Origin of the sequence: Polaromonas sp. CG_9.11, from assembly GCF_015752225.1 — a bacterium.
Taxonomy (GTDB): Bacteria; Pseudomonadota; Gammaproteobacteria; order Burkholderiales; family Burkholderiaceae_C; genus Polaromonas.
This window is the reverse complement of record NZ_JADOVE010000008.1, coordinates 149222-170204: the sequence shown is the minus strand read 5'-3', so window position 1 is coordinate 170204 and position 20983 is coordinate 149222. Positions and strand designations below refer to the sequence as shown.

Annotated in this window: 20 protein-coding genes and 1 pseudogene; 8 read left to right on the top strand and 13 right to left on the bottom strand. The window is 61.7% G+C overall.

From position 1 onward, the window contains the following. Positions 1–186: 186 nt before the first annotated feature. Positions 187–1908, bottom strand: a complete 1722-nt coding sequence (gene ybaL, locus IWX85_RS09080; protein ID WP_196869509.1) for a YbaL family putative K(+) efflux transporter — start codon at positions 1906–1908, stop codon at positions 187–189. A 14-nt stretch (positions 1909–1922) separates the two neighbouring features. Further along, positions 1923–3383 carry a bifunctional aminoglycoside phosphotransferase/ATP-binding protein gene (locus IWX85_RS09075; protein ID WP_196869508.1) on the bottom strand — a complete coding sequence of 487 codons (1461 nt, stop codon included), beginning with the start codon at positions 3381–3383 and terminating at the stop codon, positions 1923–1925. Between the two features lie 203 nt (positions 3384–3586). Here IWX85_RS09075 and IWX85_RS09070 point away from each other — a divergent pair. The 3 genes and pseudogenes from IWX85_RS09070 to queC all read left to right on the top strand — a co-directional run bounded on the left by IWX85_RS09070 (position 3587) and on the right by queC (position 5330). Then, positions 3587–4168 (top strand): annotated as a pseudogene (locus IWX85_RS09070) (hemerythrin domain-containing protein). Between the two features lie 60 nt (positions 4169–4228). Further along, positions 4229–4480 (top strand): GlsB/YeaQ/YmgE family stress response membrane protein, encoded by a 252-nt coding sequence (locus tag IWX85_RS09065; RefSeq protein WP_036806218.1) that lies wholly within the window; start codon positions 4229–4231, stop codon positions 4478–4480. 97 nt (positions 4481–4577) lie between these two features. Continuing rightward, entirely contained in the window at positions 4578–5330 is a 753-nt protein-coding gene (gene queC / locus IWX85_RS09060) for a 7-cyano-7-deazaguanine synthase QueC (protein ID WP_196869507.1), read from the top strand. Between the two features lie 145 nt (positions 5331–5475). Here queC and IWX85_RS09055 read toward each other — a convergent pair whose 3' ends face one another. From IWX85_RS09055 to ilvA, 8 genes are all read right to left on the bottom strand, one after another. Beyond that, positions 5476–7095, bottom strand: a complete 1620-nt coding sequence (locus IWX85_RS09055) for an MFS transporter (protein ID WP_196869506.1) — start codon at positions 7093–7095, stop codon at positions 5476–5478. A gap of 12 nt (positions 7096–7107) precedes the next feature. After that, complete coding sequence (locus IWX85_RS09050; RefSeq protein ID WP_196869505.1) at positions 7108–8940, bottom strand: ABC transporter ATP-binding protein/permease; 1833 nt, start codon at positions 8938–8940, stop codon at positions 7108–7110. Between the two features lie 20 nt (positions 8941–8960). Continuing rightward, positions 8961–9941, bottom strand: coding sequence for a 5'-nucleotidase (locus IWX85_RS09045; RefSeq protein ID WP_196869504.1), 981 nt, complete (start codon positions 9939–9941; stop codon positions 8961–8963). Between the two features lie 30 nt (positions 9942–9971). Next, positions 9972–10550: a histidine phosphatase family protein gene (locus tag IWX85_RS09040; protein WP_196869503.1), complete on the bottom strand. Its 579-nt coding sequence runs from the start codon at positions 10548–10550 to the stop codon at positions 9972–9974. Between the two features lie 8 nt (positions 10551–10558). After that, complete coding sequence (locus IWX85_RS09035; RefSeq protein WP_196869502.1) at positions 10559–11395, bottom strand: adenosylcobinamide-GDP ribazoletransferase; 837 nt, start codon at positions 11393–11395, stop codon at positions 10559–10561. 191 nt (positions 11396–11586) lie between these two features. Further along, positions 11587–12648 carry a nicotinate-nucleotide--dimethylbenzimidazole phosphoribosyltransferase gene (cobT, locus tag IWX85_RS09030; RefSeq protein WP_196869501.1) on the bottom strand — a complete coding sequence of 354 codons (1062 nt, stop codon included), beginning with the start codon at positions 12646–12648 and terminating at the stop codon, positions 11587–11589. Continuing rightward, positions 12611–12856 (bottom strand): cysteine-rich CWC family protein, encoded by a 246-nt coding sequence (locus tag IWX85_RS09025; RefSeq protein ID WP_036806195.1) that lies wholly within the window; start codon positions 12854–12856, stop codon positions 12611–12613. The genes cobT and IWX85_RS09025 overlap by 38 nt, the downstream gene beginning before the upstream one ends. An 8-nt stretch (positions 12857–12864) precedes the next feature. Then, positions 12865–14445 (bottom strand): threonine ammonia-lyase, biosynthetic, encoded by a 1581-nt coding sequence (gene ilvA, locus IWX85_RS09020; RefSeq protein ID WP_036806193.1) that lies wholly within the window; start codon positions 14443–14445, stop codon positions 12865–12867. A 391-nt stretch (positions 14446–14836) separates the two neighbouring features. Here ilvA and IWX85_RS09015 point away from each other — a divergent pair, with 391 nt between their 5' ends. Both IWX85_RS09015 and IWX85_RS09010 read left to right on the top strand, forming a co-directional pair. Further along, positions 14837–15301, top strand: coding sequence for an OsmC family protein (locus tag IWX85_RS09015; RefSeq protein WP_196869500.1), 465 nt, complete (start codon positions 14837–14839; stop codon positions 15299–15301). A gap of 124 nt (positions 15302–15425) precedes the next feature. Further along, positions 15426–15596, top strand: coding sequence for a hypothetical protein (locus IWX85_RS09010; RefSeq protein ID WP_231379642.1), 171 nt, complete (start codon positions 15426–15428; stop codon positions 15594–15596). Between the two features lie 7 nt (positions 15597–15603). Here the strand turns inward: IWX85_RS09010 and coq7 are convergent, their stop codons facing one another. Both coq7 and IWX85_RS09000 read right to left on the bottom strand, forming a co-directional pair. Beyond that, positions 15604–16233, bottom strand: a complete 630-nt coding sequence (gene coq7, locus IWX85_RS09005) for a 2-polyprenyl-3-methyl-6-methoxy-1,4-benzoquinone monooxygenase (RefSeq protein WP_196869498.1) — start codon at positions 16231–16233, stop codon at positions 15604–15606. Between the two features lie 177 nt (positions 16234–16410). Next, complete coding sequence (locus IWX85_RS09000; RefSeq protein WP_196869497.1) at positions 16411–17655, bottom strand: porin; 1245 nt, start codon at positions 17653–17655, stop codon at positions 16411–16413. A 153-nt stretch (positions 17656–17808) separates the two neighbouring features. On the opposite strand from IWX85_RS09000, the gene IWX85_RS08995 reads away from it, so the two are divergent. Next, the gene (locus IWX85_RS08995; protein ID WP_196869496.1) at positions 17809–18015 is read left to right on the top strand and encodes a hypothetical protein; all 207 of its coding nucleotides are present in this window, start codon (positions 17809–17811) and stop codon (positions 18013–18015) included. Positions 18016–18099: 84 nt separating this feature from the next. On the opposite strand, the gene IWX85_RS08990 is transcribed toward IWX85_RS08995, so the two are convergent. After that, on the bottom strand, positions 18100–18390 hold the full coding sequence (locus IWX85_RS08990; protein ID WP_196869495.1) for a hypothetical protein: 291 nt from the start codon (positions 18388–18390) through the stop codon (positions 18100–18102). Here IWX85_RS08990 and IWX85_RS08985 point away from each other — a divergent pair. Together IWX85_RS08985 and IWX85_RS08980 are read left to right on the top strand one after the other, a co-directional pair. Further along, positions 18390–19424, top strand: coding sequence for a porin (locus IWX85_RS08985; RefSeq protein WP_196869494.1), 1035 nt, complete (start codon positions 18390–18392; stop codon positions 19422–19424). The two genes, IWX85_RS08990 and IWX85_RS08985, sit on opposite strands and share 1 nt — an antisense overlap. A 352-nt stretch (positions 19425–19776) precedes the next feature. Further along, a complete protein-coding gene (locus IWX85_RS08980; RefSeq protein WP_196869493.1) occupies positions 19777–20829 on the top strand; it encodes a porin in 1053 nt (350 codons plus the stop codon). Positions 20830–20983: the final 154 nt, after the last annotated feature.

The window sequence follows — 20983 nt, the reverse complement described above, 5'->3', positions numbered from 1 at the left end:
AGTCAAGGAAGCTCAGCCCACCCTCGGCAACCATCAGACACATGCCTGTGCACTGTCAAGTCGTTGTTTCTAAATGAGCTTTCTCTTAAGGTAGTACCATTGGGATCAAGTCCGCAATGACAAAAAGAGTGCAATGCGCTTCGAAGCTGCTGCCAAAATTTTCAGCCCTGCCCACCCCGGCGTACGCTAAGCCTGTCCCGCCGCAGGGCTGGCTGCCACGCCAGGCTCGAAGCGTTGCAGGACGTGGCAAGTCATGCTCCTGGCCAATTCTTCCTCGCCCAGGAAAACCGTTCCAATACCGTCCTGGCGCAGCAGTTGCAACTCGTCTTCGCTGTGGGTGCGCAGCACGATTTCGATGGATGGGTTCAATGCGCGGGCGGTGTCCACCATCTGGCGGACGTTGAGGGTGTCGGGCGTGGCCACCACCAGCATGGCGGCGTTGGCAATGTGCGCCTGGATCAGGACCGCCGGATCGGCCGCATTGCCAGACACGGCGGCCATGCCCTGGCTGCGCAGGTCCTCGACCAGTTCCCGGTTTTGCTCGGCCACCACGAAGGGAATGCCGCGCTCCTGCAGCGCGCCGGCGATGCGCCGTCCCACCCGGCCATAGCCCACCAGCACGACCTGCCCGTGCAGGAACTGGTTGTCGGTGCTGATCGGCAGCTCGGCATAAGGGTCGCCCCGCTGCTCCAGGCGGCGCGCCAGTTCGGAGCGTTCGAGCAGCCAGCGCTGCAAGGGGGCGATGCCGGCGAACAGCAGCGGGTTGAGCGCAATCGAAATCAGCGCGCCGGCCAGCACCAGGCTCATGCCCTCGGCAGGCAGCAGCGCCAGCGACACGCCCAGACCGGCCAGGATGAAGGAGAACTCGCCAATCTGCGCCAGGCTGGCCGCAACGGTCAGCGCGGTGTTGAGCGGATAGCGCAAAGCCACCACCAGCACCAGCGCGGCAATCGCCTTGCCAATGATGATGATGGCCACCACGCCGAGCACGTGGGCCGGCGCCTGCACCAGGATGGCCGGCTCGAACAGCATGCCGACCGACACGAAGAACAGCACCGAGAACGCGTCGCGCAAGGGCAGCGACTCCTGCGCCGCGCGGTGGCTGAACTCGGACTCGCGCATCACCATGCCGGCAAAGAAGGCTCCCAGCGCAAACGACACATTGAACAAGGCCGCCGCGCCGTAGGCAATGCCGATGGCCGACGCCACGACCGCCAGGGTGAACAGTTCGCGCGAGCCGGTGCGCGCCACCTGCCAGAGCATCCACGGCAACGCGCGTTTGCCGACGATCAGCATCAGCGCGATGAACGCCGACACGCCCAGCAGCGTCTGCCCGATGGTGCGCCACAGCGGCGCGGCGCCTTCCACGGCGGGGGCGCCGCCGAGTACGCCGGCCAGCGGCGGCAGCAGCACCAGCACCAGCACCGTGGCCAGGTCCTCGACCACCAGCCAGCCCACGGCAATGCGGCCGTTCATCGTGTCCAGCACGCCGCGCGCTTCCAGCGCCTTGAGCAGCACGACGGTGCTGGCGCACGACAGCGACAGCCCGAAGATCAGGCCGGCGCCCCAGCGCCAGTCCCACCACCAGGCCAGGCCCATGCCGAGCAGGGTGGCCAGCGTCATCTGCACCACCGCGCCCGGAATGGCAATGCGTTTGACCGCCATCAGGTCGGCGAGCGAAAAATGCAGCCCGACGCCGAACATCAGCAGCATGACGCCGATTTCCGAGAGCTGCGAGGCGATGTGCACGTCGGCGACGAAACCCGGTGTCGCCGGGCCGATCAGGATGCCCGCGACCAGGTAGCCGACCAGTGCCGGAACCTTCAGCCGCTCGGCGATGAAGCCCAGGATCAGCGCCATGCCGAAGCCGGCGGCAATTGTGGTGATGAGGGGGATGCTGTGTTCCATGCCGCAGGCTGGTTTCAGGGGCCGGATGCCGCGAGGACATGCCCCAGTTCTTCAGCGCTGAGCGGCTCGGCGGACAGGCGCAGCGGGTCAAGCACCCCGGCGGTGGCTTCCGACGCATCGCCGCGCCGCCCCTGCAGGCGTTCACGCAAGACCTGCAGCGGTGCCTGGCAGTCAACGATCGAAAACGGCACGTCCAATGCGCCGGCCAGCGCCCGTGCCTGCGCGCGTTCGGCGCGGTGCAGGAAAGCGGCATCGAGAATGACCGGCCAGCCCGCCTGCAGCGCCCCCCGTGCGCGACTGAACAGCTGCGCATAGGTGCGGACAGTGACTTCCGGCTGGTACAGGTCCAGCCCGCTGGCGCGCGAATCGGCCAGCATGTCCAAGCCGAACAGGCGCTTGCGCTCCACATCCGAACGCAGCCGAATGGCCCCTTCACGCTCCAGCAGCCTTTGCGACTCAAACGTCTTGCCCGAGCCCGGCAGGCCGTGGGTGATGAACAACCGGGGCTGGCCGGGCTGCGCCAGCGCCAGCGCGGTGTCCAGGTAGCGGCGCGCAGCGGTTTTGTGGCCAGGGCCGTTCAGCTGTTCGACCTGCGCCCGCACCAGGGCGCGGTACACCAGCGAAAAGCGCAGCGCCGGCAGGCCGGCATGGTCGCCGGTAACGTCCAGCCAGCGGTTGAGCAACCGCCAGGCAAAGTCGGCCCGACCACGGGCCATGAAGTCCATCACGGGAAAGGCGATGTCGTCCAGCACATCGATCCAGCGCAGCGCCGGGTCGAACTCGATGCCGTCGAACGCCGCCACGCCGCCTGCCAGGCTGACCACGTTGTTCAGGTGCAAATCGCCGTGGCATTCGCGCACCCGGCCTGCATGGCGGCGCTGGGTCCACAACCCTTGCAGGGCGGCCGCTTCGGTTTCGAGCCAGTCGTGCAACTGCACCTGTTCGGCCGGGCGGGCCACCGCAAGCGCACCCTTGAGCGCGGCCCGCGCCGCCATCTGCCGGACTTCGGCACTGGCGTATCTTGCTGCCGGCTCGGCCGGCGCCTGACCGTTGTGAAAATTGGCCAGAAGGGCACCCAGCTGGTCAACGTCGAGGCCGGACAGCGTCCCCGCCGCCAGTTGTTCGGCAAACAGCGCACCTTTTGGAAAACGGCGCATGTGCACCGCGTATTCCAGCGCCAAGCCGCTGCCGTCCAGCTGCGGCGCCTGAAGGGAGCCGGTGATGCGTGCCAGGCCCAGGTACAGCGAAGGTGCCAGCCGGCTGTTCAGCCGCAGTTCCTCCTGGCAAAAATGCCGGCGCGCCTGCAACGCGGTGGAGTCGACAAACGGCAGCCGCACCGGTTTCTTGATCTTGTAGGCACTGTCGCCTGCCAGCAGCACCCAGGAAATGTGGGTTTCGATCAGGTCGGCGCCCAGCCTGTCGGCCAAGGCGCCGACCCGGGTCCGGGCCTGGTCAAGGGAGTGGGCATTGCGCATGGCCTGCAAGTTAGCACATGCCACGGGCCGGATGCCTCTTGGGACAGCACATTGTTTTGCCAAGCCGCGTCGCGCGCGGGAATTCTGCCTGCTCCTACGTCTGTTTGAGCGTTTTCCGATAGGGCAAGCAAGTGACGCCATGGGAATCTATCCCTGTCCGGCACATGTCGGTCCATGACCCAAACAAACACTAGGAACCCACCATGGCAACTACAGCCGCTGCCAGAAAGCCGCCAACGGCCAGCGCCAAGACAACACAGGCCCGGGCACCTGCCAAGGCCAAACGGCAAAAGGATGCCTGCGATCTGCTTGATGCGGACCACAAAGCCGTCAAGGCCTTGTTCAAGGAATCCGAAAGCTTGAGCGAAAGCCGCTGCCGTTCCACCACCAAGAAGCGGCAGCTGGCCAACCGGATCTGCAAGGAACTGACGGTTCACGCCACCATCGAGGAAGAAATCTTCTACCCGGCGGTGCGCAAGGCCATCAAGGACAACGACCTGATGAACGAAGCCACGGTCGAGCATGCCAGCGCCAAGGACCTGATCGCGCAGATCAAGGGCATGGACCCGGCCGAAGAACTGTTCGATGCCAGGGTGACAGTCCTTGGCGAATAAATTGACCACCACGTCAAGGAAGAGCGCACCGAGATGTTAGTCCCGGCGCGCGCCAGCAAGCTGGACCTTCTCAGCCTGGCCGAGCAGCTCAAGCAGCGCAACGACGAGTTGATGGCCCAGGAGGACCGCAAAGCGGTCACGCCGCTTGCCGAACCGGCCATGGCCCATTAATCACGTTGTCACCCTGACCCTGCCTTGATCCGTGTTTTTTAACCACCCTGAAAGAAAAAAATGAGCATTATCTGGACCATCATCATTGGCTTGATCGTCGGCATCGTTGCCAAATTCCTGATGCCAGGCCGCGACCCGGGAGGCTTTGTGATCACCGCGATCATCGGTATCGTCGGCTCCGTGATTGCCACTTACCTGGGCCAGGCACTCGGGTTCTACCGGCCTGGCGAATCCGCCGGATTCATTGCCGCCGTCTTGGGCTCGATCATTCTGTTGTTCCTCTATCGCATGGTGATCGGCAAGAAAGCCTGAACATGCTGCATTGGCCTGAACAGCCATAACGGCGGTTCAGGCCCAGGCCTTGAATGGCCTGCAGGTGAGGCGACAATAGGGAAAATTTTCTTTCGCCATGAACCCGCCTGCCTCCATCTCCCGCGCCCATACTTCTGCCCTGGTCCTGTTTTCAGGCGGGCAGGATTCCACCACCTGCCTGGCGCAGGCGCTCAGCAAATACCAGCGTGTCGAGACCATTGCCTTCGAATACGGCCAGCGGCACCGGGTTGAACTGGACGCCCGGCTGAACGTCCTGCGCGAACTTGAAAGCCAGTTTCCCGCATGGTCTGAAAAGCTGGGCCAGGACCACCTGCTTGACCTGGCCGTGCTGGGCCAGGTGAGTGACTGCTCGCTGACGCGCGACGTGGCGTTCAAGATGGAAAGCTCGGGCCTGCCCAACACCTTTGTGCCGGGGCGCAACCTGCTGTTCCTGACCCTGGCCGCGGCGCTGGCCTACCGGCGTGACCTGCAGGTGCTGGTCACGGGCGTGTGCGAAACCGACTTTTCCGGCTACCCCGACTGCCGTGACGACACCATGAAGGCCATGCAGCTGGCGCTGTCCCTGGGAATGGACAAACGGTTCCTGATCGAAACCCCGCTGATGTGGATCGACAAGGCCGACACCTGGGCGCTGGCGCACTCGCTGGGCGAGCAGTCGGGCCTGCCCCATGGCGGCCAGGCGCTGGTGGACCTGATCGTCGAGCATACCCATACTTGCTACCTGGGCGACCGCACGCACCGGCACGACTGGGGCTACGGCTGCGGTGAATGCCCGGCCTGTGAGTTGCGGGCACGCGGCTATGAACGGTTTGTTAAGGCTGGCAGCTAAAGCGCATTCGTTCTGAGCAGAAAACCGATTATTTGCGTATAAAAAAGGTATTTGCGCAGGCTGTGCATACGCTGCAAGCTACTATTTCAGTAGCAAAATACTGGTTTGACGGTATGCCGTGGTGGCCAGCCAAGCGGATTCGGCTTCAGGCCCGCGCCAGTTCCTCGACCACGCAGCGCGTCACCAGGGGCGGCCCGTCGCCGATGTGAAACGCCAGCTTGCGCTCACGCAGCGCCACATCGCTGGCCGTCACCCTGTCAAAACGCCGGAGGTGTTCGGTCCACGATTCATCAACGATCTGCTCAATGAAGCGCCCGGGCTGGTTCACGTCGCGCAGCACTTCCCATTCCAGCGCGCCCTGGCGCAGACGGCTGCGGCGGCTTTGCTGCATCACTTTCAGGAAGTCATCAGCCCGCGTCGGCTCGATCAGGTACTCAATCGTCACCACCATCCGGCCGACGCCAGGCGGCGCATCAGTTACCGGCATCTTGAATTCGCGTGAAGGTGTCAGGTCTTCCTCAATGCTGAGGTCGCGCACCCAGTGCTGCGCCAGCAGCATGGTGACGGTGCCGCTCACGGCGGCTGCCAGCAGCGCGGTCGGCACGCTGGTCACCGTGGCCACCTGGCCCCACAGCGCCGCGCCCAGCGCGCTGGCGCCCATGATGGCCATCTGGTACATCGACATGCCGCGTGCCCGCACCCAGTCGGGCAGGGCCAGCTGGGCCGACACGCTGAGCGCATTGGCGCAGGTGATCCAGGCCATGCCGTTGAGCACCATGGCCGGCACGGCCACCCAGGCATTGGGCGCCAGGGCCATGGCAAAGGTGGACGCCGACTGCAGCATGACCGAGCGCAGCACCAGCGTGTCACGGTTCATCATCTGGCGCAGGCGCGGCAGGAACAGGGCGGCCACGATGGCGCCCGAGCCCATGCACGCCAGCAGCAGGGTGAAGGTGCCCGCATCCCCGCCCTGCAGGCCGCGCGCGACCAGCGGCAGCAGCGCCAGCAAGGCCGTGGAATGCAGGAAAAACAGCGAGACGCGAACCAGCACCGCACGCAGCCGGGTGGACTGGCTGACAAACTGCAGCCCGACGCGCATGGCGCTGAGCAAACGCTCGCGGCCCAGCGGACTGGGCACATGCTCGCGCCGCCAGCGCATGATGAGAAAGCCCGAAATGATGGACAACACGGCGTTCAGCACAAACACATATTCGGTGCCGGCGCTGGCAATCAGGGCCCCGGCCACCAGCGGGCCGACGATGCGCGACGCGTTCATCGAAATGCCGTTCAGCGCCAGCGCCGCCGGCAGCTGGCTGCGCGGCACCAGCTCGGGAACGATGGCCGAAAACACCGGCCAGCGCATCGCCAGGCCAATGCCGTTGGCAAAGGTCAGTGCCAGCAGCAGCGCTGGCGTCATGACGCCTGAAATCACGGCGATGCACAGCAGCGTGGCCACGCCGGCGACCCAGAACTGCGTCATGATGAAGTAACGGCGCCGGTCCAGGATGTCGGCCAGCGCGCCGCTGGGCAGGCCGAGCAGGAACACCGGCAGGGTTGAGGCCGACTGCACCAGCGCCACCCAGAGCGGCGTGCTGGTCATCGACGTCATCATCCAGGCGGCCGCCACGTCGTTCATCCACATGCAGATGTTGGCCGTCAGCCAGACCGTCCAGAGCATGCGGAACGCCGGCCGCTTGATCGGCCCCCAGGGCGAGAGGGACGGGACGGCGGCGAGCGATGCGGGGGAAGTCGCTTCTTCAGGCATGGCCTGTCATTCTCAGGCTTTTGCGCCCACCGCGTCGTGAGGGGTTTCGCGCACCTGGTACAGGGCGGGCGCGCCTTCGGGCAGTTTCTCCAGTTCCCACAATTTGCCATGAAACGCCGCCACGGTGGGCCGGTGGGCAATCGACACCAGGCTGCCCTGGGCCGATCTGACGCTGGCCAGCAGCTTGTCGTAGAGGGTTTTCTCGGCGGTTTCGTCGAGCGCGCTGGTGGCCTCGTCGGCAAAGATCCAGCGCGGCTTTTTCAGCAGCACCCGGGCAATCGCCAGCCGCTGCTGCTCGCCGCCTGACAGCTTCTGGCTCCACGCGTCCTCGTCGTCGAGCCGTCCGGTCAGTTGCGGCAGCAGCGCGTCAATCAGCGCCTGCCTGAGGGCCGCGTCGTCGTACTGCGCGGCGGGCTGCGGATAGGCCAGCGCGTTGCGCAGGCTGCCATCGGGAAAGTAGGGGCGTTGCGGAATGAACATGGCGTCCGCCGGCAAATGCGTCTGGCCGGTGGAGAAGGGCCAGATGCCTGCCAGCGCCCGGAACAGCGTCGATTTGCCGCTCCCCGACGGGCCTTTGAGCAAGATGCTTTCGCCCGGTCCGGCCTGCAGCGACACGCCGCTGAGCAGCGTCGCGCCGGTTGGCAGCTTGAGCGACAAGTCGTTGACGGCCAGCGTGTCCGCCGCCAGCGGTCTGGCCTTATTTGCTACTAAATTAATAGCTGATTGTGCCCGTCCCTGTTGCGCTAAAGCCCTTATATTGTCTTCAAAACTGGTCAGGCGGTCGGTTGTGGCGCGCCAGGCGGCCAGGCTGCTGTAGTTGTCGACCAGCCAGCTCAATGAATCCTGCACGCGGCCGAAGGCGGACGCAATCTGCATCAGTTCGCCCAGCTGGATGGCGCCGCTGAAAAAGCGCGGCGCGGCCACGATGAAGGGAAACACCACCGCCGCCTGGCCAAAGAAGTTGGTGAACCAGACCAGGTTTTTCTGCTTCTTGATCAGCTTGAGGTAGTTGGCCAGCACGGCGGAAAAACGGGTGTCGAGCTGCGCCCGCTCCACCGCCTCGCCCTTGTCCAGTGCAATCGATTCGCTGTATTCCCGCACCCGCACCATGTGGTGCCGAAAGTCGGCCTCGACCTGTTGCTGCTGAAAGTTGAGCTTGATCTGCGGCCGGCCGATGTAGTGGGTGATGATGCTGCCAGCCACGCAATACAGCACTGCCATCCAGACCATGAAGCCCGGAATGCTGTAGCTGCTGCCATTGAAGCTGAAGGCGAACGCGCCCGACAGCGACCACAGGATGCCGACAAAACTCACCAGCGTGACCACTGCGTTCAGCAGGCCCATGCTCAGCGAAATGCTGTAGGTGGTGAACAGGTTGATGTCTTCCTGGATGCGCTGGTCCGGGTTGTCCGGCGTGCCGTTGGCATGGTCGGCACCGGAAAACCGCGCCAGTTCCATCTTGTAGAACGCATGGTCGCTCAGCCAGCGTTCCAGGTAGTGCGCCGTCATCCAGGCACGCCATCGCACCTCTAACAGTTGCGTCAGGTAAAAGCGGTAGACGGCGATGATGATGAAGGCAAACGCCAGGTAGGTGAAGCGCGCCAGCTGCGTCCAGAATACCGCCGCATCCTTGTTTTGCAGCGCGTCGTAGAACACCCGGTTCCACTCATTGAGGAGCACCAGCATGTAGACCGCGCCCAGGTTCAGCAGCACGATGGCAGCCAGCAGGCCGCGCGCCCGCCATTTGTCTTCCGAACGGAAGTAGGGCGCCGACAGCGCCCAGACACGGCGGGTGAAGTGCCTGAAGTCGCGGAATTTTTGCGTAGTGCGGGAAAGCAGGTTCATTCAGGTTTCTCTCGGGAAATTCAGGTCGGACGGTTGGACGCGCCGCTCACCACATGGCCGGCAGGCACATGCTGCGCCGCTGAGTTGACATGGCCGGTCTGGTCGTCAAAGAAAAAATCGGGCTCGAATTCGCGCAGGAAGGGTCCTTTGGCCAGGCCGCCGAGGAACATCACTTCATCGACTTCGATGTTCCAGTTCATCAGGGTGCGGATGGCGCGTTCATGCGCTGGCGCGCTGCGCGCCGTCACCAGCGCGGTACGAATGCTCATGCGCGAGGTGCCGGCCTGCTGCAGCCGTTGCAGCGCCTCCAGCAGTGGCTTGAACGGTCCGGCCAGCAGCGGCTGCGCGGCCTTGTCGCGCTCATGCGCCTGGAAGGCCGACAGGCCCTGTGCCTGGAACACCATTTCGGCCTCGTCCGAGAACAGCACCGCATCGCCGTCAAAGGCAATCCGCACCTCGTTCGGATGCGCGTCGCTGGCCCGCACCGAATGCGGGTATACCTGCGCGGCCGGCACGCCGGCTTCCAGCGCGGCGCGCACATCGCTGAGGTGGGTGGACAAAAACAGGTTGGCGTGCAGCGGCTTGAGATAGCGCCACGGCGGCGCCCCCCGGTTGAAGGTGCCGCGCTGGATGTTCAGGCCGTAATGCTGGGCCGAGCGGAACACCCGCATGCCCGACACCGGGTCGTTGCGCGACAAAATGACGACCTCGACCCGCTGACGCGGCTCTGCCGGGCTGACGGCTTCCCCCCTGCTTTCGGGCGCGTCGTTGAAGGCAAGCAGCTTTTTGACCAGCGAAAACGCCACGCCCGGCCTCGCCGGCACATCGAGCCGCTCCAGTTGCATCTTCATGTACGCGGCGTCTTTCTTGACGCCTGGCGGCAGGTCCCGCGTCAGGACGGGTGCCGGACCATCTTCAAAAACCCGGTTTTCTTCTTCAAGGTCAAACAGGGCGCGCGAGGAAATCGCCACCACAAGCTGTCCGTCGAGATTTGCTGACATGGAGTTGCTTTCTTTTGCGTTGCCTGTTGTTCACAGCGCGGTGTGGTGGTGCGCCTGGCCAGTGTGCAGGTCCAGTGTCCGCCATTGTCCATAGTTAGGCGCCTGCAGCGGCCACTGGTCTGCGCGTTCGATGTGGCGCACGCCATTGCCCAGCAGTTCAGCCGCCCGGATGACGCCGGCATGGGTGATCCACAGCGCAGTGCCTTGGTCCGGTAATGCATCAAACGCCGCGCCGACACGCGCCATGAATGCCGTCACGCTTTCACCGTCACCCCCCACGGCGTACTGCGCAAAGTCGCCGGTCCAGGCTTCCAGTTCGGATCGGTCAATGTCACGCCAGGCGCGGCCTTCCCACTGGCCAAAATCCATTTCCTGCAGCCGCGCATCGGTTTTATAAGCCAAATCAGGCCTTAGCGCATGCAGGGCCAGCGCGAGCTGCTCACATCTTTGTAGCGGCGAGCTGATGACGTGCAGCCCCCCCGGAAGTTGTTTGGCCAGCCTTGCAGCGCATTCAGCGGTGGCATCGGCATCTGCTGCCATGTCAAGCCGCCCGTAGCAGATGCCGGCGGCAACCAGCGGCTGTGCATGACGGACGAGCCAGAGTTTCATTGAGGCGATCAGAGGCTGACCGCCAAGCCGAGGTAGAACGCGATTTCGCACACCTGCTGGGTGGTGCCCAGGCAGTCGCCGGTAAAACCCTGCAGGCGGCGTTTGAAGAACCGCAGCATCGCCAGCAGCGCCACGACTGAAAAACTGCAGGCAACTATTAAATTAACAGCATCCAGTAAAAGACTGGCCAGCGCAAGCGCACCAAAACACCATGCAAAGGCAATCAGCAGCCCGCTGGAAGAGATCTGGTCGGCCAGTGGCTTGGATTTGGACGTTGCCGTGTCGCCGACATGGGCTAGCTGCCGGATCACCAGCAGCGGCAAGCCGCGCGACACGATGTGGCCGGTCCACAGCGCGGCGCAGACATACCAGCCGCTGAAAAGCGAGGGTGCTTCGGCGGCAGTCACCAGCTCGACCGAGCCCAGCAGTGCCAGCAGCGCGACCTTGCACAGCAGCGCCAGCACCAGCGCCATCGCACCGAACGCGCCCACGCGCGAGTCCTTCATGATCTCCAGGGCGCGTTCGCGGTCGTAGCTGCCGCCCAGGCCGTCGGCCACATCGGCCAGGCCGTCTTCATGAAAGCCGCCGGTCAGCAACACGGTGGCGATGGTGGAAAACACGGCCGCCACCAGCGGCGTGAAGGGCGTGTCGGGCAGCAGTATTTGCAGCAGCGCAAAAACCGCCGCCGCTGCGCCGCCCACGACCACGCCAATGCCGGGAAAGTGCGCGGCGCTGGCGCGCAGCATTTCGGGGCTGTAACCGACCCAGTCAGCCAGCCGCCCGGTGATCGGGATGCGGGTGAAGAACTGGACGGCGAGCAAATATTCGCGGATGAATTGAAGCACGGGTTTATGAGTTATTTAAGGCTCTAGCGCAATATGGGCGGGTGCTGGCAGCTATCAATAAAGGAGTTTGCTGTAGCAAGGCAACGGCGTGCGCAGGCCAACGGAGCCGGCTTCCGCTGCCAACCGGCATCAGGCTTTTTTTCACCGCGTCAAACCGGCTGGCAAAGAAATTCATCCATGCAGCGCCCGACTCAGGCGCTTTCCTTGCCGCTGACACCCGCCGAGTCGAAACTTGCCATTTCATTGAGAAAGTTGGCCGCCGACTGCACCAGCGGCCAGGCCAGCAGCGCCCCCGTGCCTTCGCCCAGCCGCAAATCGAGTTCCAGCAGGGGCTTGGCTTGCATGTGCGCCAGCAGCAAACGGTGGCCGGTTTCGGCGGAGCGGTGGCAAAACACCAGGTAATCGCGCACGTGCGGCGCCAATGCCTGGGCGATGAGTGCCGCTGCACCGGCAATGAAGCCATCGACCAGCACCAGGCGGCGATCGCTGGCCGCCTGCAGCATGGCGCCGCTCATCATGGCGATTTCAAAGCCGCCCAGCGCCGCCAGTTCAGCCACGGCATCAGGCGGTTGCGTGGCCGGGTGACGGGCCAGGGCACGCGTCAGCACGCCCTGCTTGTGCAGCAGTTGCGCGTCGTCCAGACCGGTGCCCCGACCCGTTGCGTCTTCGATGGTCGCGCCCGTCAGCCGGGCCAGCAGCAGCGCGGCGGGCGAGGTGTTGGCAATGCCCATCTCGCCCAAGGCCACGACGTTGCCCGGCAATGCCTGCACCACGTGCATGCCTGCCGCAAGCGCCGCCTGTGCCTCGGCCCGCGACATGGCGGGTTCATTGCATAGGTTTTTCGTTCCCAAGGCGATTTTTCGCGGCAGCAAACAGGGGTGGGCCGGCAGTTCGGCGGCCACGCCCGCATCGACCACCTGCATCGCAAAGCCGTGCTGGCGGGCAAACACATTGATCGCGGCGCCGCCGGCCAGCATGTTGCCCACCATCTGCACCGTCACGGCTTGCGGAAAAGCCGACACGCCTTCAGCCGCAATGCCATGGTCGGCGGCAAACACCACCATCTGCGGCTGTTGGAGCACGGGCGATTCGCTGCGCTGGACCAGGCCCAGTTGCAGCGCCAGGGTTTCCAGCGCCCCCAGCGCGCCCAGCGGCTTGGTCTTGTGGTCAATCTTGTGGCGCAGGCGCGCTTGCAGCGAAGCGTCGGCGGTGGATTCAATGGTTGGGATGTGAAAGCGCATTTTTTCGTTCATCGGTGATCTGTTTCAGGCAGGCACGGCAAAAGCAGGAGGCTGCGCCGCTGTCCGGCAGCGCGTTTTCAGGCAGGGCACGGGGAACCGGCATCACAGGGGGCAACTGGACGCACCAGCATTCGGCATCGCCTGCCACCATGCCGCAGCGCAGGTCCGCACCGCAACGTGGGCACACCGAGGTGTTGGCTTTCAGTTCAGTCAGCGCCATGGCGACGCTCAGCTTTGAAGAAACAGCCGGTACACCGGGTTGTCGGTTTCTTCCACGTGCGGGTAGCCCAGGGTGTCCAGGAACTCCTGGAACGCGCCGTGGTCCGCCTGGGGCACCTGCAGGCCGACCAGAATGCGGCCGTAGTCGGCGCCCTGGTTGCGGTAGTGGAACAGGGTGATGTTCCAGTCTGGCCGCATCAGGCTCAGGAACTTCATCAGTGCACCCGGCCGCTCGGGGAAGATGAAGCGCAGCAGGCGCTCGTCTTTCGACAGCGCGCTGTGTCCGCCGACCATGTGGCGGATGTGCTCCTTGGCCAGTTCGTCATGCGTCAGGTCCAGCGCCTTGAAGCCGTGGCGGTTGAACTGCGTGGCAATCTTGCTGCTCTCGCCCTTGGTGGAAGTGGTCAGGCCGACAAACACATGCGCCACCGCCTGGCCACTGATGCGGTAATTGAATTCGGTCACGCTGCGCGGCCCGCCGGGCGCCTTGTCGATCAGCGCGCAAAAGCGCCGGAAGCTGCCGCGCTCTTCGGGAATCGTCACGGCAAACAGCGCTTCGCGCTCCTCGCCCACTTCGGCGCGCTCGGCGACAAAGCGCAGGCGGTCGAAGTTCATGTTCGCGCCGCACAAGATGGCGGCGTAGGTTTCGCCTTGGGTCTTGTGGGTGGCGACGTATTGCTTGATCGCGGCCACAGCCAGCGCACCGGCCGGCTCCACGATGCTGCGCGTGTCGACAAATACATCCTTGATGGCGGCACAGACCGCATCGGTGTCCACGGTCATGAATTCATCGACCAGTTCGCGGCTGATGCGAAAGGTTTCCTCGCCCACCAGCTTGACCGCCGTGCCATCCGAAAACAGGCCCACGTCGGGCAGCGTGAGCCGCTTTTTGGCGTTCACCGACTGGATCATCGCGTCAGAGTCGTTCATCTGCACGCCGATGACCTTGATCTCGGGCCGAACCGCCTTGATGTAATTGGCCACGCCGGAAATCAGCCCGCCGCCGCCAATTGCCACGAACACCGCGTCGAGCCGGCGCGAACCCAGGGTTTGCAGCTGGCGCAGGATTTCCATGGCAATCGTGCCCTGGCCGGCAATCACATCCGGGTCGTCGAAAGGATGGACAAAGGTCAGGCCCTGCTGTTTCTGCAGCGTGACCGCGTGCGTGTAGGCATCCGAATAACTGTCGCCGTGCAGCACGACGTCGCCGCCCCAACCCTTGACGGCATCAATCTTGAGCCGCGGCGTGGTCGTCGGCATGACGATCACCGCGCGCGCGCCGAGCTTTTGCGCGCTCATGGCCACACCCTGCGCATGGTTGCCGGCCGAGGCGCAAATCACGCCTTTTTTGAGTTGCGCAGAGGTCAGGTGCGCCATCTTGTTGTAGGCGCCGCGCAGCTTGAAGCTGAACACCGGTTGCTGGTCTTCGCGCTTGAGCAGTACCGTGTTGTTCAGGCGCAGGCTCAGGCTTTTGGCCGGCTCCAGCGCCGACTCGATCGCCACGTCATAAACCCGTGCCGTCAGGATTTTTTTCAGATAGTCGGCAGGCTTGAGTGTCTTGGCCGCAGGTTTGCTGGCCGGTTTGGCCATTGCCTTGGGCAGGGGTTTTGCGACTGCCGTGGGTGCAGCGCCAGTGGGTAATTTTTTAGGAGGGGACATTTTTTTATCGCAGCAGAACCCGATGATCATAGGCGCACGAAAAAAAGGCCCAGACCATGCGGTCTGGGCCTGTAAATCCACCCTTTGAGGAGGTGGAGGAGACAACCAGTGCAAAAATACAGCAGGTCGGCAAGGACTGTGTACTGATGCGATAAGTCCAGTATATCGGAGTCCATGCTGCACTGCACCATGTGTTTGCAGCGAAAGTCGCACAATTACAGGGTTTAAGGGGTTTTACCTACAAGTCGCGGTCCTGGCCGCCAGCGCGATGAACGCCGGCAGGCTCCACGACACCAATCATCATGGACAAGGAAGGGCAGTTATGGAATGCACAGTGAGCTGGACCGGCAGCAATGCGGTCAATGGATCGAAATCGGGAATGACCTTCCTGGCCGAAACCGGCAGCGGCCACACGCTGGTCATGGATGGCGCGCCCGACGCCGTCAAGCCTGAAAACGGCGGCGCCAACCTGGCGCCCCGGCCGATGGAAACCGTGCTGGCCGGCGCGGGTGGCTGCACGGCCTACGACGTGGTGCTGATCCTCAAGCGCGGCCGCCATGATGTCCGTGGCTGCACGGTCCGGCTGACCACCGAACGGGCGCCCGTGGACCCCAAGGTGTTCACCAAAATCCACATGCATTTTGTCGTGACGGGCAGCAAATTGAGCGACAGTGCCGTTGAGCGCGCCATTGCCATGAGCCACGAGAAATACTGCTCGGCCACCATCATGCTGGGCAAGACGGCGGACATCACCACCAGTTTTGAGTTGGTAGGGATTTCTGCTTAAATAGCCGCTATGGTCACCATCACTGTTGATTCCCTCAAGCTCAGTGACAAGCTCAAGGCTTCAGGCTTCAGGCTTCACGGCTTCACGGCTTCACGGCTTCACGGCCGAACAAGCTGAAACCGTGGTGCGCGTCATTGCCGAGGCGCAAGACGAGTTGGTCACAAAAAAAGATTTGCGAATTGCTTTGGAGCAATCTCTCAATCCCATGAAGGCCGATCTGCTGGTGCTCAAGTGGGCCGTGGGTTTGAACACCGCGCTTTGCCTGCTGATTCTGTGCAAGCTGTTCAGTCACTGACTTTTCGCTAGATCCGCTGCGCCACCGTCGTCATCACCTTGGCGGCAGAACGCATCATCAGCCTGACCGGCGCGGGCAACCGCACGCCGCCCGCATCTTCCGCCGTCCTGGCATGGTGCGCTTCATCGTCCTTCATCTGCGCCACAATGGCGCGCGATTCGTGGTCGCCCTGCGGCAGATGCTCCAGGTGACTGGCCAGGTGAGCTTCGACCTGGCGCTCGGTTTCCACCACAAAGCCCAGGCTGAGCCTGTCGCCCAGGCGGCTCGCCACCAGGCCAAGGCCGAATGCGCCTGCGTACCATAAAGGGTTGAGCAGGGAAGGGCGGGCATCCAATTCGTCCAGCCGGTCCTTGGTCCAGGCCAGGTGGTCGCCTTCCTCGCGGCTGGCGTCCAGGAAATGCTTGCGCAGCACCGGATCGCGCGTTCCCAGCGCCTGCGCCGCATACAGCGCCTGTGCGCAAACCTCGCCCACATGGTTGACGCGCATCAGCGCGCCTGACAAGGCTTTGTCTTCGGCGCTCAGGTCGGTTGCCTGGGCCGGCACCGTGGGACAGGTGCGGCTGGCATGCGGTTTGGCAAACAGGGTCCGCAGGGCGCCGTCTGCGGCATTCAGGGCAAGGTCAAGGGCAGTGGTCATGGGCAGCTTTCATCAGTTCGTGCTGGGCGTGGCAAATTATTCGGGACAAGCAGGCCGTTGCAGGATCGGTGGTCTTTCTGACATGTTAGCGCCCGCGTGACAGACTGCACCGAATTGAAAAAGCCCCCAAAAGGGGGCTTGATGCCAAAGACAAGCGGCGTCAGGGCCGGGCGGTCTTTAGAACGTGTGGCGAACGCCAAAAGCCACGTTGGTCGAATCCGTTCCGGCAGAAGCCGTCACGCCGCCCAGGAAGCCATTGCCGCCCGGGGCGATCTGACCGGCTCCCTTGTTGTTGAAGCGCGTCAGCACGGCGTTCAGGTTGGTGCGCTTGGACAGGGCGTAGGTGTAGGTCACGCCGTAGGAGTCGGTATCGGCATTGACAGCGCGTTTGTCATCAAGCCGGTTGAAGGCCGTGACCACTGTGTGAACACCGCTGGTGATCTTGTAGCCGATATGCATCAGACGGGCGTCCTGCCTGAAGGCGGCGTTGTAGGCGTTCTGGAAAACAGGGCCGGCGGCCACAAAAAACGGTGAAAGACCTGAAGGATTGTCGTCCTTGATGGTGGCGTACTGGCCATACACGGTGCCCGGACCAACGTTCACGTTGGCGCCCAGAACATTGTTAGTGAGGGATTTCTGGCCAAACTCGTTCTTTTTCTCATTGTGTCCAAAACCGACAGAAAAACCGTTGCCTGTGTAGATCGCCATGGCGCCCAAGAACCGGCCTGCGGAACTATTGCCTGGGACTTCGCCAGCGCCATACATCAAGGTCGCGGTGATGCCGCCTGTCTTGATGCCGTATTGCAGCGTATTGGCCAAGCGGATGTCGAACGCAGCCGGCAAACTGGCCACTTGACCAGCCGCAAGGCTGGATTGAGTCTGGGAAGCATCGAACGCTGCGCTCACCAAATAACCCGGTGTGTATTGGCGGCCGAGGGTGAATGCGCCGAAGGGAGTGATCAACCCGGCAAAGGCCTGACGATCAAACAGGTTGCCCGCAAGGTTGACGCCAAATGCGTTGGTACCGATAGCATTGTTAATGGCTGCGATAGTACCGAGTGCAACTGGGGTGCCGGCGAGACCAACGGGCAGGTTGGCGTTCACGGTAGTTCCAACGCGATCGGGAAGTTGGTTGCCCGAATTAGGCCGGTTCGTCACCGAACCCGTGTCTGCCTCAAACCGGCTTTCAAGCGTAAAAATCGCCTTGTAGCCACCGCCCAGGTCCTCGTTGCCGCGCATTCCCCAGCGTGAACCTTCCATGATGCCGCTGGCGAGGCCGTTGAAAGAGCCATTCTTAAGGCCGCTGACGTGGTTGTAGCCCGCGTCAACCAGTCCGTAAAGCGTCACCGTGCTTTGGGCCATGGCGCCGGAAGCGGACAAAAGCCCCAGCACGGCAGTTGCAACGAGAGTGAGTTTTTTCATGAAGTCTCCAGGATTCTTGATTGGATAAGGGATGGTTTTCAACGCGCCGTCACTGTGTCGGTGGTTTCGACAATGCAAGATTAATGGCTTGGTAAAAACACGTAAAGAGCGGAATCACGCAGGCGTATCACTTTAGAGACAGGGGAAAACCCGGTGTTTTCAACCCCTCGAAGTCGTCCGGATGAACGCGCCAAAACTGTGTTGTATGGACTTTTGTTCCTTAAAACAGCTTGGGCCATCACACAGCAAACACGCTTCTGGCTGTGGCGTTTGGTTGCGAAAGTTTTTGCGGCCGGCAATTACATTTTTAACAAGCGTTGTAATAAAGAGACTTTGAATTCTGAGAACGCATGGTTTTGAATTGCCATTGTTTAGAGAATGGTTGAACACCAGTCAGTCGATGTGAACTGTCCATGCTTTTGTACCGCGATGCACTGATAGTGCTCAAAAAAAATTTATCACCACCATGCGCACTGTTTTGGTGTTTCCGATTGCATAAACAGGGCAAAACATCCTGCAATCGGGTGATTTCAAAGGTGTTTCTCCAACGAATTTGCCCACGAAGCGATCAGCGTTGCCAACCGCCAACAGATGAGGCATACAAATTGCTTTTGGTTTAAAAGACTTTGCTTTGGATGTAACAGTTTGGTTAAATCGAACTAGGGTTAACCCGAAATCCCTCAAGCAATGTTTGGGAACCAGTTTTTTGTCTTCCACTTTTTGGAGTTTCTTCAATGAAAAAGAATTTGATCGCTTTAGCAGTTCTTGCCGCATCCGGCATTGCATCGGCTCAGTCCAGCGTGACCCTTTACGGTTTGGTTGATGCCTATGTCGGCAGCAGCAGGGTCAAGCTTTCATCGCCAGGTGTTGCCACCACCTCGACGCGCCAGACGGTGGTGGACAGCGGCGGTTTTAATACCAGCCGTTTTGGCCTGAAGGGTTCGGAAGACCTGGGCGGCGGCTTGAAAGCCAATTTTGTGCTGGAAGCTGGTTTCAACGTCGACACCGGCGCCGCCAACAGTTACACCAATCCGTTCACCGGTGCGGTGTCCGGCTCAACGTTCGGACGCCAGTCGTGGGTCGGCATGTCGGGTGGTTTTGGCGAAGTGCGCGTCGGCAAGATGTGGACGCCTTATGACGAAGTCAAAGGCAGCGGCGCCGCTGCGTTCGATGCCAACATTTTTGCACCCGCTGCCGGTGTGTGGGCTAGCAACAACTACCAGGACCGTCCAGGCAATGCGCTTTACTACGCAACGCCTTCTTTCAGCGGTTTCAGCGCTGCCGCCATGTACAGCTTGGGCGAGAACAAGACGGCTACGTCTAGCGCAGGCAAGATTGCCAGCTTCAATGTGCAATATGCCGGCGGCCCTGTGGCAGCGGCACTGGCTTACCAGACCGAAAAAGACGGCGGTGCATCGCTCAACACCAACACCACCAAGTTCACGCAACTGAATGGTTCATATGATTTCGGCCCTGCCAAGCTGCTGGGTGCTTATGGCCATGTGAAAGATGGCAGCGACAAGGCTAAGGAATACCAGATTGGCGTGGATGTGCCATTTGGTGCCGTCACCTTGTCGGGTGGTTATGCGCATTCCAAAATTACCAGCACCGCTGGCGATGTCACGAGCAAGGGCATTGGTCTGGCTGCCAAGTACGACTTGTCCAAGCGCACCTTCCTGTACACCGGCCTCCAACTGGCTAAAAATGAAATAGCCGGTTCGGAAGTCAAGACCGACACCTTTGCAGTGGGCGTTCAGCACAAGTTTTGATCGGCTCCTGGCTTGATGCCAGGACGTTGAACTTTTTTAAAGCCGCTTTCGGGAAACCTGAAGCGGTTTTTTCATTTTTTTCATCACCTGATTTGAATCACTGAAATTTGAATGCCTTTAAGCACAGCGCATCTGCGTTGTTTTTGCTCCACGCAGCGGTCTTTTTTGTCGCGTCCCTGCAACAGAAAAGCCCTTTTATGGCGCATTTCTTTGCGGATCAAGGTTCCTTCTGGTGCAATAGACCCAACTTCCCGAAAGGGGGTTGGCCCGGGTCTCTGGGGGAGCTGCAAATGCGAAAGTATTGGGCAGTCCTCTTACCGGAGCCCTATGTTTAACCTTGGAGAAATTCTCAATGAAAAAATCACTCATCGCTTTGGCCGTACTGGCAGCATCCGGCGCCGCAATGGCCCAATCTTCGGTAACCCTGTACGGCATCGCTGACGCTTTCGTCGGCAGCACCGAAACCCAAGTCGGTGGCGTTGGCCAGCGTCAAACCAACGTCAGCACCTCAGGTGTCAACGGTTCGCGTTGGGGCCTGAAGGGTTCTGAAGACCTCGGCGGCGGCATGAAAGCCATCTTCACGCTGGAAAGCGGTTTCAATCTGGACACCGGCGCGCAAAAGACAGCTGGCAGCATTTTTGACCGTCAAGCCTACGTTGGTCTGCAAAGCGGTTTCGGTACTGTGTCCTTGGGCCGTCAGTATTCTGCGTACGACAACCTGCAAGGCGCGACCAACCACAACTACGATGCGTTCACCTTCAGCGCACGCGGCGCTGTGTCTGCCAACGGCATCAAGGACTACACCAATCGTGTCAGCAACTCGATTGCCTACGCTTCGCCTAGCTTCAGCGGCTTCAGCGGTGCAGTGGTTTACGGCTTCGGCGAAGACAAGAAAACCAACGTGGGCACTGCAGCTGCTCCTCTGCTCAACAGCGACGCAACGGACAGCGCCAGCGTGCACATCAAGTATGCCAACGGCCCTATCCTGGTTGGTTATGCGTACCAAGAAGACAAGTTGTCACAAACTGCACTTGGCCAAGACAAGAACAAGTACAACCTGGTTGGCGGTTCGTATGACTTCGGCATGGCCAAGTTGACTGGTAGCTACAACACGGTCAAGAACAACGTCCTGAAGGACAAGGAAGGCCAGATCGGCGTGTCGGTTCCCTTCGGTGCCGCTGCCGTTTCCGTCGGCTATGCCCGTTCGAAGAGCGAAGGTGCAGGCGTTGAGCGCACTGGCAAGGGCTACTCTATCCTGGGTACCTACGCATTGTCCAAGCGTACCGGTCTGTACGCTGGTGCTCAGAACACCAAGGCTTACATCCCTACCGCTACTGCTGGTCTCAATACTGTCCGCGAAACCGAAACCACGACCTACGGTCTGGGTGTTCGCCACTCGTTCTAATTTTTCAGCTGGCGCAAGCCAGCGGTTAAAGCAGAAAACAAAAACCCCACCGTGGCGACACGGTGGGGTTTTTTTATGGGTGGCTCCCTGTGGGCGTTGATCCTTTCAGCGGTGGTGTCGGTTGGTGGCATTGGGGTTGGGTTTGTGTGATGGT